At 31.8% G+C, this 16,148-nt stretch carries 18 protein-coding genes; 7 read left to right on the forward strand and 11 right to left on the reverse strand.

The genetic code is table 11. The annotated features are described in order from the left end of the window. Positions 1-81 precede the first annotated feature (81 nt). A complete protein-coding gene (gene pepE / locus EC396_RS16680; RefSeq protein WP_129367993.1) occupies positions 82-789 on the reverse strand; it encodes a dipeptidase PepE in 708 nt (235 codons plus the stop codon). Positions 790-889: 100 nt separating this feature from the next. Between pepE and EC396_RS16685 the strand changes: the two genes are divergently transcribed. From EC396_RS16685 to EC396_RS16700, 4 genes are all read left to right on the forward strand, one after another. Continuing rightward, positions 890-1,669, forward strand: a complete 780-nt coding sequence (locus EC396_RS16685; RefSeq protein ID WP_129367994.1) for a carboxypeptidase-like regulatory domain-containing protein — start codon at positions 890-892, stop codon at positions 1,667-1,669. Then, on the forward strand, positions 1,653-2,417 hold the full coding sequence (locus tag EC396_RS16690; RefSeq protein ID WP_129367995.1) for a hypothetical protein: 765 nt from the start codon (positions 1,653-1,655) through the stop codon (positions 2,415-2,417). Before EC396_RS16685 ends, EC396_RS16690 begins: the two co-directional genes overlap by 17 nt. Positions 2,418-2,469: 52 nt before the next feature. Then, complete coding sequence (locus tag EC396_RS16695; protein WP_164975338.1) at positions 2,470-2,967, forward strand: DUF6702 family protein; 498 nt, start codon at positions 2,470-2,472, stop codon at positions 2,965-2,967. Between the two features lie 82 nt (positions 2,968-3,049). After that, a complete protein-coding gene (locus tag EC396_RS16700; RefSeq protein WP_129367997.1) occupies positions 3,050-5,314 on the forward strand; it encodes a M1 family metallopeptidase in 2,265 nt (754 codons plus the stop codon). 136 nt (positions 5,315-5,450) lie between these two features. Here the strand turns inward: EC396_RS16700 and aroQ are convergent, their stop codons facing one another. From aroQ to EC396_RS16730, 6 genes are all read right to left on the reverse strand, one after another. Further along, positions 5,451-5,867, reverse strand: coding sequence for a type II 3-dehydroquinate dehydratase (gene aroQ / locus EC396_RS16705; RefSeq protein WP_129367998.1), 417 nt, complete (start codon positions 5,865-5,867; stop codon positions 5,451-5,453). A 165-nt stretch (positions 5,868-6,032) separates the two neighbouring features. Further along, entirely contained in the window at positions 6,033-6,413 is a 381-nt protein-coding gene (locus EC396_RS16710) for a hypothetical protein (RefSeq protein WP_129367999.1), read from the reverse strand. Between the two features lie 181 nt (positions 6,414-6,594). Beyond that, complete coding sequence (locus tag EC396_RS16715; RefSeq protein ID WP_129368000.1) at positions 6,595-7,710, reverse strand: efflux RND transporter periplasmic adaptor subunit; 1,116 nt, start codon at positions 7,708-7,710, stop codon at positions 6,595-6,597. Between the two features lie 190 nt (positions 7,711-7,900). Then, the gene (locus EC396_RS16720; protein ID WP_129368001.1) at positions 7,901-9,148 is read right to left on the reverse strand and encodes an ABC transporter permease; all 1,248 of its coding nucleotides are present in this window, start codon (positions 9,146-9,148) and stop codon (positions 7,901-7,903) included. A gap of 2 nt (positions 9,149-9,150) precedes the next feature. Beyond that, positions 9,151-10,383, reverse strand: coding sequence for an ABC transporter permease (locus EC396_RS16725; RefSeq protein WP_129368002.1), 1,233 nt, complete (start codon positions 10,381-10,383; stop codon positions 9,151-9,153). A 3-nt stretch (positions 10,384-10,386) separates the two neighbouring features. Next, entirely contained in the window at positions 10,387-11,079 is a 693-nt protein-coding gene (locus tag EC396_RS16730) for an ABC transporter ATP-binding protein (RefSeq protein WP_129368003.1), read from the reverse strand. A gap of 83 nt (positions 11,080-11,162) precedes the next feature. Between EC396_RS16730 and EC396_RS16735 the strand changes: the two genes are divergently transcribed. After that, positions 11,163-11,573 carry a thiol-disulfide oxidoreductase DCC family protein gene (locus EC396_RS16735; RefSeq protein WP_240665762.1) on the forward strand — a complete coding sequence of 137 codons (411 nt, stop codon included), beginning with the start codon at positions 11,163-11,165 and terminating at the stop codon, positions 11,571-11,573. A 1-nt stretch (position 11,574) separates the two neighbouring features. Here EC396_RS16735 and EC396_RS16740 read toward each other — a convergent pair whose 3' ends face one another. Continuing rightward, positions 11,575-12,876: a dicarboxylate/amino acid:cation symporter gene (locus EC396_RS16740; protein ID WP_129368005.1), complete on the reverse strand. Its 1,302-nt coding sequence runs from the start codon at positions 12,874-12,876 to the stop codon at positions 11,575-11,577. 150 nt (positions 12,877-13,026) lie between these two features. On the opposite strand from EC396_RS16740, the gene EC396_RS16745 reads away from it, so the two are divergent. Both EC396_RS16745 and EC396_RS16750 read left to right on the forward strand, forming a co-directional pair. Next, positions 13,027-13,644 carry a DUF937 domain-containing protein gene (locus EC396_RS16745; RefSeq protein WP_129368006.1) on the forward strand — a complete coding sequence of 206 codons (618 nt, stop codon included), beginning with the start codon at positions 13,027-13,029 and terminating at the stop codon, positions 13,642-13,644. Between the two features lie 112 nt (positions 13,645-13,756). Then, a complete protein-coding gene (locus tag EC396_RS16750) occupies positions 13,757-14,065 on the forward strand; it encodes a DUF6787 family protein (RefSeq protein WP_129368007.1) in 309 nt (102 codons plus the stop codon). Here EC396_RS16750 and EC396_RS16755 read toward each other — a convergent pair. The 3 genes from EC396_RS16755 to EC396_RS16765 are packed head-to-tail and all read right to left on the reverse strand — an operon-like array spanning position 14,062 to position 16,081. Beyond that, the gene (locus EC396_RS16755) at positions 14,062-14,337 is read right to left on the reverse strand and encodes a hypothetical protein (protein WP_129368008.1); all 276 of its coding nucleotides are present in this window, start codon (positions 14,335-14,337) and stop codon (positions 14,062-14,064) included. The genes EC396_RS16750 and EC396_RS16755 overlap by 4 nt on opposite strands. 38 nt (positions 14,338-14,375) lie before the next feature. Then, positions 14,376-15,002, reverse strand: coding sequence for a peptide-methionine (S)-S-oxide reductase MsrA (msrA, locus tag EC396_RS16760; RefSeq protein ID WP_129368009.1), 627 nt, complete (start codon positions 15,000-15,002; stop codon positions 14,376-14,378). Between the two features lie 56 nt (positions 15,003-15,058). Beyond that, complete coding sequence (locus EC396_RS16765) at positions 15,059-16,081, reverse strand: low specificity L-threonine aldolase (RefSeq protein WP_129368010.1); 1,023 nt, start codon at positions 16,079-16,081, stop codon at positions 15,059-15,061. Positions 16,082-16,148: the final 67 nt, after the last annotated feature.

The raw sequence follows: 16,148 nt of genomic DNA on the forward strand, positions 1-16,148 counted from the left end.
TTTTTTTAATTTTGAATGCTGCAAATATAGTTTAATTGTGTAAATGTTTAATTAACACATTGTACCTAAATTATTAATTTATCAATTCAAAAAACTTAAATCAGTATTTGGAGGTAATTCTACAGGTTTTTGATTTTGCTGAAATAAGCGTGCATTTAAAACGCCTTTTAACAAAATTTTCTCTTCCTCAACTTCTAACCAACTCCCTTCTCTTAATCCCAAAACAGGAATTGAGTTGATTTTATGAAACTCATTTATGCGTGTTTCACGGGTTTCTCCCATATGTGTTGAAGTTGGATCTGGATCTAAATAATGCGGATTTAAATTGAAATTAATAAATCCTAATGCATCAAAACTAGGCGGATAAATAATTGGCATATCATTGGTATTTTGTATGCTTACACCTGTAATATTACTGCCTGCACTTGTACCAAAATAAAGAGTTCCGTTTTCAACAACATTTTTTAAAACCGAAATCAACTTATTGTCGTACAACTGTTTTAACAACAAAAAAGTATTTCCGCCTCCTGTAAAAATTCCTTTTGAATTGTTAATCGCTTCAACAGGATTTTCAAATTGATGAATGCCTTTTACCTTTATATTTATTTTAGCAAAACCACGTTGTGCAATTGCCGTATATTCATCGTATGAAATTCCGCTTGGCTGCGCATATGGAATGAATAAAATTTCATCAACATTACTAAAAAAAGCTGCTAATTCTGGTAAAATATATTCTAAATACGCTTTTCCGTGAACGGTAGATGTACTTGCTATCAATAGTTTTTTCATACTCTTTATGTTTTTTCAAATGTAATAATTTCAAACCTTTAACAAAAGTTTACAATTGCATTGATACAAATATTCAAATTTGATGTATTAATTTGTATTTGTGAAAACCAAACTAACCTACTCAACACTATTTGTTTTTCTTGCTTGGAATGCTTTTTCTCAAGAAAAAACAACAACCATTTATGGAAAAATTCATAGTGGAGATACTTTAGTAGAAAATGTTCACGTTTTTAATATGTCTAAAAAAACAGGCGTTATAAGTAATGATTTGGGCGAATTTAACCTTCAGGTTAGTTTAAACGACACCTTATATATTTCTTCATTAACATATCAAAAAACAACCGTAAAAGTTACTTCAAAAAACATAGAAACAAATCAAATTATCATCAATTTAAATCCTTTGGTAAACGAATTAAAGGAAGTTTTTATACGACATTTGACTGGTAATTTAGCTGCTGATATTGCTAACAGACCTATAGATACCATACCAAAACATAATTTTGTGTTTAAATTAAGTGATTTAAAAAAAGAACTTCCTTATGATAGTTATGCTGTAGATAAACGACCAAATGCACAAAGTATAACAGACCCACTTGGTCCTATGGGTGCAACTGCATCATTACCCGACAAACGTTACCAACAAGAATTAAAATTAAAACGTGAACTGGCGCAAAAAAAAGATTTTCCAAATGAAATAAAAAAAGATTTAGGAATTGATTATTTTACAAATGTTTTAAAAATTCCCCATGAAAAAATCAACCACTTTTTAAGCTATTGCGAATACCAAAACATCATATTTAAATATTACAACAATCAGGTTTTAGAAGTAATCGAAATTTTAACCCAAGAAAGTAAAAACTACAATGCAATTAAAAATTAAAACTTTACTAATTATCGTATTCAACCTACTTGTAATTCATATACATGCACAAGATAAACCTGTATTGCTTAACGGTAAGGTAAAATACAATTCGCTGAATTTACGCGACATCAACGTTATCAACCGAACATCAAAAATAGGTACTGCAAGTAATGACAATGGTGAATTTGCCATTTCAGCAAAAAAAGGAGATTCTATTGAATTTTCTTCTATTGAATACCTGCACCGAACAATTTTGATTACCGATACACACATACAAAATAAAGAAATTACGGTATATCTTGAGCCTGGATTTAATGAATTGGATGAAGTTGAAATTTTACAAAAAATGAGGTTTGATTGGAGCAAAGCGCCTGTTCAGCAACGAACAGTTCTTGATATTGATGAAGTTTCTCAAAGTAAAGCACCCGATACCGACAAATATTTAAATCAGGGTTATATGACCAATGGAATGAATTTGGTTGGTATTTACAATTTGCTTACAAAAAATAGCAGGGCCAGAAAAAGAAGCGAAAATGATGAAAAAAATCTTATTGCACATTTTAAAAGTGAATTACCCGATACTTTAAAAAAATTATATGGTACTGATTTTTTTACCGATTGGCTTTACATACCTAAAAATGAAGTTGACCTTTTTTTAGATTATTGTCAGGAAAATGGTTTGGGAGATTATTACAACAGCAACGAGTTTGTAGTTAAAAACTTTTTAGTAATACAAAGCAATCAGTATCTTAAATTAAAAAACTAAGCGATTTTTAAAAACATTTTTGTTACTTAGTACTTTGGTTTATATATTTCAAATGAAATTAAAAAAACGCCTCCTCATACTACTTATATTGCCTTTAATGGCATTTTCAATGCATAAATATTACATTAGTTTATGTGAAATTGAATATGCCGAATCAAAACAAGCTGTTCAAATAATTTTAGGAATATTTATAGACGATTTAGAAGTTGTTTTGAATAAAGAACAAGCTTCAAAATTAAATTTGGCTACTGAAAAAGAACCAAAAAACATCAATGCCATTTATTTAAAATACTTAAACAACAATTTCAAAATAAAAATTAACAATACTGCAAAACCTTATCGGTTTATAGGCAAAAAATACGATGATGACATTGTTCGTTTTTATTTAGAAATTCCAAACATATCACAATTAAACAGTATTGAAGTATTTAACACTTCACTGGTAAATGAATTTGAAAATCAGCAAAACATTATCAAAATAAAAGTAAATAAGCTCAATAAATCGTATTATTTAGATAAAAACAACATCAGTTGCTTGTTAAAAATCTAAATCAAACCAGTTATTATTGTTAAATTTTTTACTTTCGCTTTAAATTATCAAAATTTAACATTTCAAACAATTAAATCACCCCATGAAAAAATCACTTCTTGTAATATTGTTGGCAATATTTATAGTTTCACCAAGCTTTTCTCAAGAAACTTCAGAAATGTTTAACAGGCTAAAAGGGCATTACAACAACAGTAAATTTAAACAACTTAACGAAGAATTGCCAACACCAAACAACCAACATACAGCTTCTGGCGCTCCAGGTTACGAGTATACACAGCAGCAGGTTGATTATAAAATGCACCTTGTTTTAGATGATGAAAAACATCGTATTTCTGGTGAAGAAACCATTACTTATCACAACAATTCAAAAGATAATTTAGAATACTTATGGTTGCAATTAGATCAAAACATGCGCTCTCCACAATCCAAAACACCAGACATTCAGGTAGGCTCACCAAGTGTTTTATATTCGCCTAAAAATTTTGCAAGTACTTTTATGGAAAAACCTTTTGAAGGTGGTTTTAATATTGAAAAAATAAGCAATGAAAACGGAACGGATTTAAGTTATATGATCAATAGCACCATGATGCGTATTAACTTACCAAAACCTTTAGCTGCTGGCGAAAAATTTGTTTTCAATATCAAATGGTGGTACAATATCAATAACTATATGACAGACAGAGGTCGGTCTGGTTATGAAATTTTTGAGGATGGAAATTCAGCTTATGTAATTGCGCAATTTTACCCTCGCCTGGCAGTTTACAACAATGTTGAAGGCTGGCAAAATATGCAATTTTGGGGAAGCAGTGAATTTGCTTTGGAATTTGGAAATTTTGAAGTGAGCATAACAACTCCAAACGATTTTATTTTAAACGGAACTGGTGTAATCCAAAATCCGAAAGAAGTTTTTTCAAAAGAACAATTCAACAGATACGAAGCTGCTAAAAAATCCTTCGACAAACCAATGTATATTGTAACTCCTGAAGAAGCTTTAAAAACAAATAAAGAAACTTCAAAAGGAACAAAAACTTGGAAATTAATTGCTGAAAATGTGCGTGATTTTGCTTTTGCAACTTCCCGAAAATACATGTGGGATGCGATGGCTGTTGATATGAATGGCAAAACTGTGATGGCCTACTCTTTGTTTCCTAAAGAAGGAAATCCACTTTGGGAAGAACATTCAACAAAAACGGTAGCCAATACCTTAAAAGTGTATTCTCATTTTACAATTGACTATCCTTATCCACATGCAACATCTATCAATGCTGAAATGGGAATGGAATATCCTATGATTTGTTTTAACTACGGAAGACCTGAAAATGGAAAATATACCGACCGTTTAAAAAAGGGAATGATTGGAGTTATTACACACGAAGTTGGTCATAATTTCTTTCCTATGATTGTAAATTCAGATGAGCGCCAATGGACTTGGATGGATGAAGGCATCAATTCTTTTGTTGAGATTTATGCTGAAAACACCTACGATCCTGAATTATTTCCAACAAAACAAATTCCAAGTGATATTACCCGCTACATGGCAGGAGATCAAAGTAAAATTGCTCCAATTATGTCTAACGGTGACGATTTATTTAATTTTGGCGCAAACGCTTATGCCAAACCTGCTGCTGGTTTGTTTATTTTACGTGAAACCATTATGGGACCTGAATTGTTTGATTATGCATTTAAAACATACGCTCAACGTTGGGCATTTAAACACCCTACACCTGCCGATTTTTTTAGAACTATGGAAGATGCATCTGCAGTAGATTTAGATTGGTTTTGGAGAGGTTGGTTTTACACTACAGGCTATAACGACATTGGAATTAAAGATGTTAAAAAATATTACATAACAGACAAGCCTACCAAAGAAGCTTTAGCGTTGCTAAAACGCTACAACAGAACAATTAACCAAATACAACCTAGTTTGTATTTAATTTCTGAAGATAATGATGATTTTTCAAGAAATTTAAAAACTAACAAACCCGAAGATTTTGCTATCTTAAATGAATATATTGAAAATTCATTTTCTACTGAAGAAAAAGCAACTTTAAAATCACCTAAATATTTTTACGAATTGGTTTTTGAAAAGCCAGGTGATTTGGTAATGCCTTTAATTGTTGAATTTGAATATGAAGATGGGTCTAAAGAACGCAAACAATATCCTGCTGAAATTTGGAGAAAAAACGATACCGAAATCACCAAAGTTTTTCCTTCAGCAAAACCTATTGCTAAAATCACCATAGATCCAGATCAACAAACGGCTGATGTTAACACAAACAACAATAGTTGGCCAAAAAAGACTGAAAATGAATTTGATACCTTTAAAAAAGAACAAATTAAAGGATAAAACAGTTGGTAAATTCAAAATAAAAAGCCTTTTAGATTGCTCTAAAAGGCTTTTTGAATATATATACACTACAATTTAAAAACATTAAAAAAGACTTTTACAAAAGCACAACCTTAACGAATTATACTAAAAAACGTTACAAAAAACTTTGCAAAGCCAATTCGTAACTTTGTAAACCAAAACCAGCAATTACACCTTTTGCGTTTGGAGCTATGTAAGTAACATGACGAAATTTTTCACGCGCATGTACATTTGATATATGCACTTCAATTACAGGTGTTTCAATACCCTTTATAGCATCACCAATAGCTATTGAAGTATGGGTATAGGCACCTGCATTTAAAACAACACCATCAAAGCTAAAGCCAACTTCGTGTAGTTTATTAATAAGTTCCCCCTCTACATTACTTTGATAATAATGAAGGTCAACAGTAGGATATTTGATTTTTAAACTTTCAAAATATTCGGCAAAAGTTAAGCTACCATATATTTCAGGCTCTCTTTTTCCAAGTAAGTTTAAATTTGGTCCGTTAAGTATCAATATTTTTTTCATACCGTAAAAGTAAATAAAATATAGTATAAAAAAAGAACCGTTTTTAAAAGGATTTCATTTTTTTAATGTTGCATTCAATTTGATTACAGAAATCGAAAACACCTGTTAAAAATTGAAACAAAAAAAAATCGCCTAAAAATTTCTTTTTTGGCGATTGATCTCATTTTATAAATATTTTAGAAAAAAATCCATCATATTTTCTTTTAAATCGTAATGCATTTTAACAAAGGTTTTCATTTCATCTTTTAACAGCACTTGCTTTTCGTGAAATATTACTTCTGGCCTGTTATCATAACTTGCCTGCTCAATTTCACGTTTTTTCATTCTAATCCGGTGTCTTAAATTACCCATCACCTCCCGTTCTCTAATTATTTTATTTTGAAAACTTTCCAACTGCCTCATTACATCATTTCCTAAATTCCGAATAGCTATATTTTCCAGCTTTTCTTCGAAATAATCCATTTCACTTTCTTGAAATTTTAACTCTCTTTTCCATACTTCAAGGTTAAAATTTAGGTCACTTAAGAATAATACCTGACTTTCCATATATCGTTTGGCTTTTAAATTACACTTTTAAATTTCCAACTTTTTTTGAATTTTAAGGCTGATAAAAATCATAAAACCCAATTTTTAAAAAGTTAATTATAAATAGTTCTTGTATAAATATATAAAAAAAGCGTTTTAATTTAAAATTAAAACGCTTTTTTAAGGCCATAAAAATCATTCATTAATTATCTTCTTCCTCTTCACCTTCTTTTTTAGAAGTTTTATTCCAAATTTTAATTTTATCTTCAATAGTTACCCCCGAAATAATTTCAACATTAATTCCGTCTGAAATCCCCAATTCAACATCTCTTTTTTCAAAAACCTGATCCCCTGTTTCAACTTCAACATAAGGTGTTTCTGTTTTTTTATCAAATTGCAATAAAGCTTCTTTGATTGCTAAAACACTATCTTTTTGTTCTAAAACAATATCGGCATTTGCACTGTAGCCTGCACGTACATAAAATTCATCATCTAAAGTAACATCTCCTTTAATTTTAAATTGCACAGCCCCATTTTCTTCTGTCCCTTTTGGAGCAATAAAATTTAATTTTGCAGGATATTTTTTCTTTTCAATCGCACCTAAAGAGACTTCCAACACTGTACCATCTTTTATTTTACCAACTTCTGCTTCATCCACTTTTCCTTCAAAAATCATTTTAGTCATATCGGCAATAGTTGCAATAGTAGTACCCGCATTAAAAGTATTACTTTCAATAACCTGTGTACCTTTGCGAACAGGTATTTCTAAAATAGTTCCAGAAATTTCTGCTTTTACAAAAGTATTGGCTGTTTTTCCCATACCAGATGCTGACCCCTTTTTAATGATTTCAAGGTTATTTTGAGAATTGTTTAAATCTTGTTTGGCACTTTCAAAATTCAATTCAGCAGTTTCAAATTCCTGACGAGAAATAACTCCTTTTTCAAACAATGTTTTATTGCGCTCGTACAAGGTTTTTGTATTTTCAAATCTCAATTGAGCTGTTTTAACACTTCCTTGTGCACTGTTTAACGACTGAACATTTGGCACTACCCTAATTGTTGCAATCAAATCACCTACTTTTACTTTTGCACCCTCTTCAACAAATATTTCTTCAATAATTCCTGATACTTTAGGTTTTATTTCAGCTTCTTCAAGCGGAACCACTTTACCTGTAGCAACTGTTTTTCTAACAATGTTGGTTTTAAAAGGTATTTCAGTTTCATACTCTATTGGATTTTTACTGTTTTTCATTCCAAACCAGACTAAAACAGCGATTAACGCTACTGCTATTGATCCAAAAATTATTGTTTTTTTCATCAGTTAATTGTTTACTTATTAAATGTTATCCCCTAAATCCCCCAAAAAAGGACTCGTATTCTTTATTTATAAAATGAAAATAATTAATTACGAATTGTTAATTATCAATTGTTCATTATTCATTTTTAATTATTAATTGTTCATTATCAATTGTCAATTGTTCATTTTTAATTATTCATTGTCAATTATTTTACTCTTCTCTTAATGCTTCAATTGGACGAATACTTACTGCTGTTTGTGCTGGTATCATACCAATTAAAGTACCTAAAACGACCAATGTTATTGTTGCTGTTACAATTACAGGAATGTCAACCGTTGGATTGTTTAAAATGGCTTCTGGACCACTACCTGCTGTTGCATCAATTATCATCAAAACAAAACCTCCAAATATAATTCCCAAAGCACCTGCAATACTTGTTAAAAAAACCGATTCTAAAATAATTTGTCGTTTAATTTCCCAAGGTTTTGCTCCCAATGCTCTTCGTATTCCAATCTCTTTTGTGCGCTCTTTTACCGTAATTAACAATATATTTCCAATGGCAAATACACCTGCAATAAGGGTTGCAATACCTACAAACCAAGTTAAAAACTGCATTCCTGTTAAAAATCCTGTAAATTTTGCAAACTCTTTTCCTAAATTAAAACTTCCAAATGCACGCTCATCTTTTGGATGTACATTGTGTAAATTTCTAAGCAATAATTTTACATCAGCTTCAATTTGAACAATGTCAAATTCGGGTTTACCCGTGATCATCATCCAACCAATGCTATCTCCACGATTGTACACTTGCTGAAAAGTTGTAAACGGAATGTGAATACTACCTTGCGGACCACCAGTACCTATTTGACCTTGCTTGTACATACCCACAATATCGTAATTGATATCGTTTATTTTTATATAAGTCCCAATAGGATATTCACCCTCATCAAAAAGTTGTTTGTAAATTTCTTCTTCTATAACACACACTTTTTTCTTTTCTTTGATATCGTTATCATTGATAAACCTACCGTATACCAAATCTTTTTTCTGAACTTTATCCAATTCAGGATAATCGCCAAAAATCCCGAATGTTCCAGATTTGAAATTATTTGTCGCCATTGCCTGTGTTTGATGACGAGGCACTACAAATTCGAGCCCTTTAATTTCATTTCGAATGTTTTCTAGGTCAGATACTTTTAAGGTTAAACCTTTTCCTTCTTGAAATCCTTTAAAAGGCTTGCTGGTTTGTTGCGCCCAAACAAATACACTATTTGTTGCAAAGTTTCCAAATAATTTATTGAAATTATTTTCCATACCACGCGCGGCACCCAATAAAACAACCAATAAAAAAATACCCCACATAACACCAATAATGGTAATTCCTGTACGCACTTTATTCTTTTGAATACTGCTGTATATTTCTTGCCAGGTATCTTTATCAAATATAAATTTAAACATAACTATTGGTCGTTTAATGCTACAATTGGTTTAATACTCGCTGCTCTTTTAGCAGGCACATAACCTGCAATTGTACCAGCAATTACAAGTACAATAGTTGCTCCAACAACTACATACGTTTCTACACTTGGATTTAAAATAAAATACTTTTCTAAACTACTTCCAATTGCTTTTAGGGTAAAAATACCAATTAGTAAACCCGAATAACCCGCTAGTGCCGTAATAAAAATAGATTCCATCATAATCATTCCCACAATAGATTTTGGTGTAGCACCCAATGCTTTTCTAATTCCTAATTCTTTGGTACGCTCTTTAACAATGTAAACCATAATATTGCTAATACCTATAATACCGGCAACCAAGGTTCCTATACCTATAAATAAAATAATGATGTTTAAAACCATCATAAAACCCTGTACATTTTTAGTACCTTCGGCATAATTTCTTACCCTTATTGCCCCCTGATCTCTTGGATCTACATTGTGCTTTTCTTTTAGCACTTTGGTTAATAAATTACTAAACGCCAAAGCTTCATCTACTGTTAAAGTGGGATTAAATGTCATTCCAAATCTGTCAATTTCATCATTTGGCTTATACATTCCTTGAAAAGTTGTAAAAGGAGTGTAAATAAAACGCTCATCATTGTCTCCACCCGGATCGTTAAAAACACCTACAACTTTGTATGAAATTCCTTCAATATTGATGTTTTTTCCAACAGCACTTAAGCTTCCAAATAAATCTTCTTCAACCAACCGACCAATTGCAACAACCTTTGCCTTTTTTTCAATATCCAAATAACTTAAAAACCGACCGTCTTGAATTACAGCAGATTCTAAAGGCTGATAATCTGGATAAACAGCTCTTACGGTATAGCGATTTTGCTCTCCTTTGTAAATGGTTTGCATATTATTACGTTGAATAGCCGGACTGAAATATTGAATCTTATCATCAAACTTTTCATTTATAAATTTAGAATCGTCATTTCTAAATTGAATTTGTCTACCACTTTGCAAACCTTTATAAGGCTTGGTAGTTGTACCTGAAAAAACGTAGATAGAATTTTGAGAATCACCTGCAAACTGTTTTTCAAAAGTGTGTTTTAAGCCATTACCCACACCAAATAACAAAGTAAATAACAAAATAGCAAATGCTATGGTAAAACCAGACAAAGCTGTTCTTAATTTGTTTTTACTGATGGTTTGAAAAATTTCTTGCCAACGATCTAAATCGAACATAAGTTATGCGTTTACATTTTTGTTAACCTTCTCGTCGCTAATAATTACACCATCTTTTAAACGCACAATTCTATCTGTTTGCTCAGCAATATCTTCTTCGTGCGTAATTACAAAAACCGTCATACCTTCTCTATTGATATCTTTTAGCAATTCCATTACAGAATTTGATGTGGTAGAATCTAAAGCGCCAGTAGGTTCATCGGCTAAAACAACTTTAGGCTGTGTTGCCAAAGCTCTGGCTACTGCAACTCTTTGTTTTTCACCACCCGAAAGTTCATTTGGCAAGTGATTTGCTCTGTCTTTTAAACCAACTTTCTCTAAATATTTTAAAGCAATTTTTTGACGTTCAGCCCTACCCATACCCTGATAATACAAAGGCAAAGCAACATTTTCAACTGCAGTTTTATATGTTATAAGGTTGAATGATTGAAATATAAATCCTAAGAATTTATTTCTTAAAACAGCTGCTTTCTTCTCATCTAAATTTTCAATCAACTGTCCGTTAAGATGATACGTACCCGAATCGTGACTATCTAACAAACCAACAATGTTTAACAATGTTGATTTTCCTGAACCAGAAGATCCCATAATAGCAACAAACTCACCTTCTTTAATGTGTAAATTTAGACCTTTTAAAACGTGTAATGAATCTTTCCCAATAGGGTATGATTTTTGTAGATTTTCAATCTTTATCATATGTTTGGTTGTTTTAAACTAATTTATAAATTGCTAAAGAGAGTTTTATTAATATTATGTTAAAAGATACCTAACTTTGCATTGTGAACAATTTTAAAGACAAATCAATTGTTATTTTTGATGGTGTTTGTAATTTATGCAACTCATCGGTTAATTTTATTATCAAACACGATAAAAAAAAGACTTTTCTATTTGCCTCACTTCAATCAGACGCAGCAAAAGAAATTTTGTTACAATTCCCTTCAAAAAAAATAACACTCAATACAATTATTTTTATAAACAAAGGAAAATATTACGACAAGTCTACTGCTGTATTGTTAATTTTTAAACAGTTAGACCTTTTTTACAACCTAATTTATGGTTTTATAATTGTTCCTAAATTTTTACGTGATTTTGTATACAATTTTATTGCAAAACACAGATACAAATGGTTTGGTAAAAGCAACACCTGTGCAATTCCAACACCCGAATTAATCGATAGATTTTTACAATAAATTAATTAGGATAATTATCGTCCCAATCTTTTACCTTTGGCTCGTGAAGTTTACCCAAAGATTTACCAACTATCATAGAAACTGCCGCATCACCCGTAACATTTACAGCCGTTCTGCACATATCTAAAGGGCGGTCAATTGCAAAAATCAATGCCAAACCAGCTTCAGGAATTCCTGCCTGACCCAACACAATTACCAACATAACCATACCTGCACCTGGTACTGCTGCCGATCCTATACTTGCCAAGGTAGCTGTTACAATAATTCCCAATTGTACTCCCAACGACAAATCCATTCCAAATGCCTGAGCAATAAATACAGCTGCTACAGCCTGATACAAACTGGTTCCGTCCATATTAATGGTTGCACCAATTGGCAAAACAAAACTACTCACCTCCTCATCAACACCCAAATGTTCTGTTACACGCTCCATAGTTACAGGTAAAGTTGCTGCACTACTACTTGTTGAAAATGCCAATAGTTGGGCTGGAGAAATTCCTTTTAAATAAAATGAAGGGCTCTTTTTTGTAAATAACCATACCATTAAAATATAAAAAGCCATCATTAAAAGCAAACCTATAACAACTGTTAAGGCATACCAAGCCAAAGCTTTAAATAAATCTACACTTGGAGATTCAACCACCAAAGCTGCCAACAATGCAAACACCCCAAAAGGAGCAGCAAGCATTATCAAATCAATCATTTTTAAAATAACTTCATTAAAACCATCGAAGAATTTTTTTACAGGTTTTGCCTTTTTATTTGGAATTAATATCAATCCTATACCAAAAAAAATAGCGAAGAAAATAACTTGCAACATATTTTTATTTTCAGCAGCAGCACCAATAATATTATCTGGAACAATATCTACCAAAGCCTGTAAGGGCCCCGAATCTTTTTGTTTAGCAGCTTCATCAGCATATTTTATGGCATCTCCACTATAATTTAAAACCAAATCTTGGCGTGTTTCTTCTGTTATAGATGCTCCGGGTTTTACAATATTTACAAGTAACAAACCTATGGAAACTGCAATTATGGTAGTTGCAATGTACAAACCAATGGTTTTACCTCCCATTTTTGATAATTTTGAAATATCCTTTAAATCTGATACACCTTTAATTAATGAAGCCAAAATCAATGGTACAGCAATTAATTTTAAAGCATTGATAAAAATAGTTCCAAAAGGTTTAACCCAATCTTTAATAATATCGTTTCCTCCTTCAAATTGCGTCATTAACAACCCAAATAACACTCCAATTACCATTCCCATTAAAATTTGCCAGTGCAGTGCTATTTTCTTCATATTTTTCATTTAAAAATTAAGTCGAAAGATAAAAAATACCTTATAAAACAAGGCTCTTTTTTGTAAAATATTTTTTAAAACTCAATAAAACGACTCTCTTTTTTGCTTATTTTATAAATATGATTACTTTTAAAAAAATTAAAAAAACAAATGGCGGGATTATTAGATTTATTAAACAGTGATTTAGGGAAAACACTTATTAGCAGCGCGAGTCAACAACTAGGACAAAAAGAAAACCAAACAGCTGCTGCGCTTCAAACAGCACTACCTTTAATTTTAGGTGGTATGAAAAACAATGCAGCTACTCCACAAGGAGCAGACGGATTGTTAAACGCCTTATCTGGAAAACACAACGGAAGTTTGCTAGATAATTTAGGTGATTTATTAGGAAACAGCGACACCTTAAGTGACGGCGCTGGAATTTTAGGCCACGTTTTTGGTGGTAAACAACAAAATGTTGCCCAAGCTGTTGGTGCAAAAAGTGGTATGGATACTGCTACTGTAATGAAATTATTACAAATGGCAGCTCCTGTAGTTATGGCTTATTTAGGAAAACAAAGTCGTGAACAAAACGTAAATGATACGGGTGGAATTGAAGGATTATTAGGCAATTTATTGGGAAGTGGCGCTAAAAACGATCAAAATTTAGTGACCAAATTATTAGATGCCAATGGTGATGGAAGTATTATTGACGATGTAATGGGAATGGCAACTGGAAATAAAAAAGGTGGAATTGGCGGACTATTAGGTGGAATTTTTGGAAGCTAATCTATTAAAAATGAATTATTAAACGAAGGTCAGGTTGTAAAACTTGACCTTTTTTTAATTAAAAATTTCCTATTTAAAATAAAAAAGTATTTTTGCCCTGATTTTATTTAATATGGAAAAACTAAAACAACGTTGGGGCTTAACCTCTAACATTCAAGTAATATTTATCATTCTTACTTTTTCAATCAATGGTTCTTTTGCTGCCTGGATTGCTAAACCTTTGACCGAGTTTATTGGTTTGGCAAAGGAAACCACCAACCCTTGGCTATTTTGGCCAGTTAGAATTGGTTTGATATTTATTATTTACCAGTTTACTTTACCCTTGGTAGGTTTTTGCTTTGGTCAATATCAGTTTTTTAAGAAATTTTCCAGAAAAACCTTATCCAGAATGGGGTTTAAGTTTTTATTTAAAGACAACTAAATATCAATCTCTTTTTTTATCAAATACTTATAGACCCAAGTAAGCGTAAAAGTTGGTAAAATATCGGTTCCAAAAATCCCTATTTCTTCTAAAAACGAAATACCAGCACTTACTTTTCCTAAAGTTCCTTTGAACATTTTTGTCATAAAAAACACAGAAACGGGCGCCCAAATAACGTCAGAAAATTCACCAATACCCGGAATTACAAAAGACAGCATTCCAATAGCATCAAATAAAATACTTAGCAATAGTAATTTGTATTTTTTATGCATTTACAATTTATTTTCAACAAAAATAACGAATACAATTGCTATTTCTTTATTTTAGCACTGTATTGCTTTAAAAACTTGTCTAATTTTGGGTTGATTACTGCCACACAATAACCTTGCGTTTTGTTATTATTGTAATAATTTTGATGGTAATCTTCGGCCTTATAAAAAATATCCAACGCAGTAACTTCTGTAACTATTGGACTATTAAAAACTTTTGCATCAGTCAATGCTTTTATAAATGCAATTGCAATTTCTTTTTGCAATGGCGAATTGTAAAAAATAGCAGATCTATATTGCGTACCCTTGTCATAACCTTGCCTGTTTAAAGTTGTTGGGTCGTGCGTAGCAAAAAACACCTCTAAAAGTTCTTGATAACTAATTACCAAAGGGTCAAATACAATTTGAATAGCCTCTGCATGACCTGTTGTTCCTGTACAAATTTCTTTATAAGTCGGATTTTTTATAGTACCTCCTGTATAACCCGAAGTTACTTTTTCAACACCTTTTAATTGTTGAAAAATAGCTTCAGTACACCAAAAACATCCATTTGCAAAAATTGCTGTTTCCATAGTTGTTGCTTTTTTTGATTTTTTAGTTTGAATTGATTGTGCATTCAACATTACCGAAAACAACAATACAACTGTTAAAATAATTTTATTTTTCATTTTATCTGATATTTAAGATATCAGTCGGAACAACATTGTGAAAATTACACACTAAATTATATATGCTCCAAAGTATGCACCACAGACTCTAACATTTCTTCTGTAAAATCCAAATGTGTTACCATGCGCAATCTTCCTTGCCCCATAGAAATTAAACCAATACCAGCATCATTTAACCTATTTATAAAAGCATCGTGACTAATATTATCAGACACATTAAAAATAACAATGTTGGTTTCTATAGGTTCTACATGCTTAACAAATTCACAGTTTTTCAAAGCTTTACCAATTATTTTTGCTCTGGTATGGTCTATTACCAATCGCTCTACATGATGGTCCAATGCATAAATTCCTGCAGCCGCCAAATACCCCACTTGCCTCATAGCACCACCAAATAATTTTCTAATACGCAAGGCTTTTTCAATATGTTCTTTTGTGCCCAAAAGCACAGAACCAACAGGCGCTCCCAAACCTTTAGACAAACAAATTGAAATGGTGTCAAATACTTTACCGTATTGTTCTGGCGTTTCGTTTTTCGCAACCATTGCATTGAATAAACGCGCTCCATCTAAATGATATGCCAAGTTTTTTTCTTCACAAACTTTTTGAATTCGTACCAATTCACTAAAACTCCAACAAGCACCACCGCCTTTATTGGTTGTATTTTCAACAGCAACCAATCTGGAATATGGCGAATGTATATCTGATCTACCGCCCGCAAGCGCTTCTTGTAATTGGCTGGCTGTAAACATCCCTCGTTCACCATCAATCAAATGCGATGTCACACCCGAATTTGATGCTGCTCCACCACCTTCAAAATTATGCACATGCGCCCATTTATCGCAATACATTTTATCGCCGTGGTGTGTGTGTAATTTTATTGCTGTTTGATTTGCCATTGTTCCCGAAGGAAAAAACAAAGCATCTTCCATCCCAAACATTTCTGCCATTTTAGCCTGTAAAATGTTAACCGTTGGATCTCCTTTAAAAACATCATCCCCCACTTCAGCGGCCATCATTGCTTTTAACATTCCCTTAGTTGGTTTGGTAACGGTATCACTTATTAAGTTTATTTTCATTGTAATATTCAAATTATTTTTAAACAAGCTAAGATAAATTATTTCAGGTAAAAAGAGACTAAATCCT

The organism is Lutibacter sp. HS1-25, assembly GCF_004121075.1.
Lineage (GTDB): Bacteria > Bacteroidota > Bacteroidia > Flavobacteriales > Flavobacteriaceae > Lutibacter.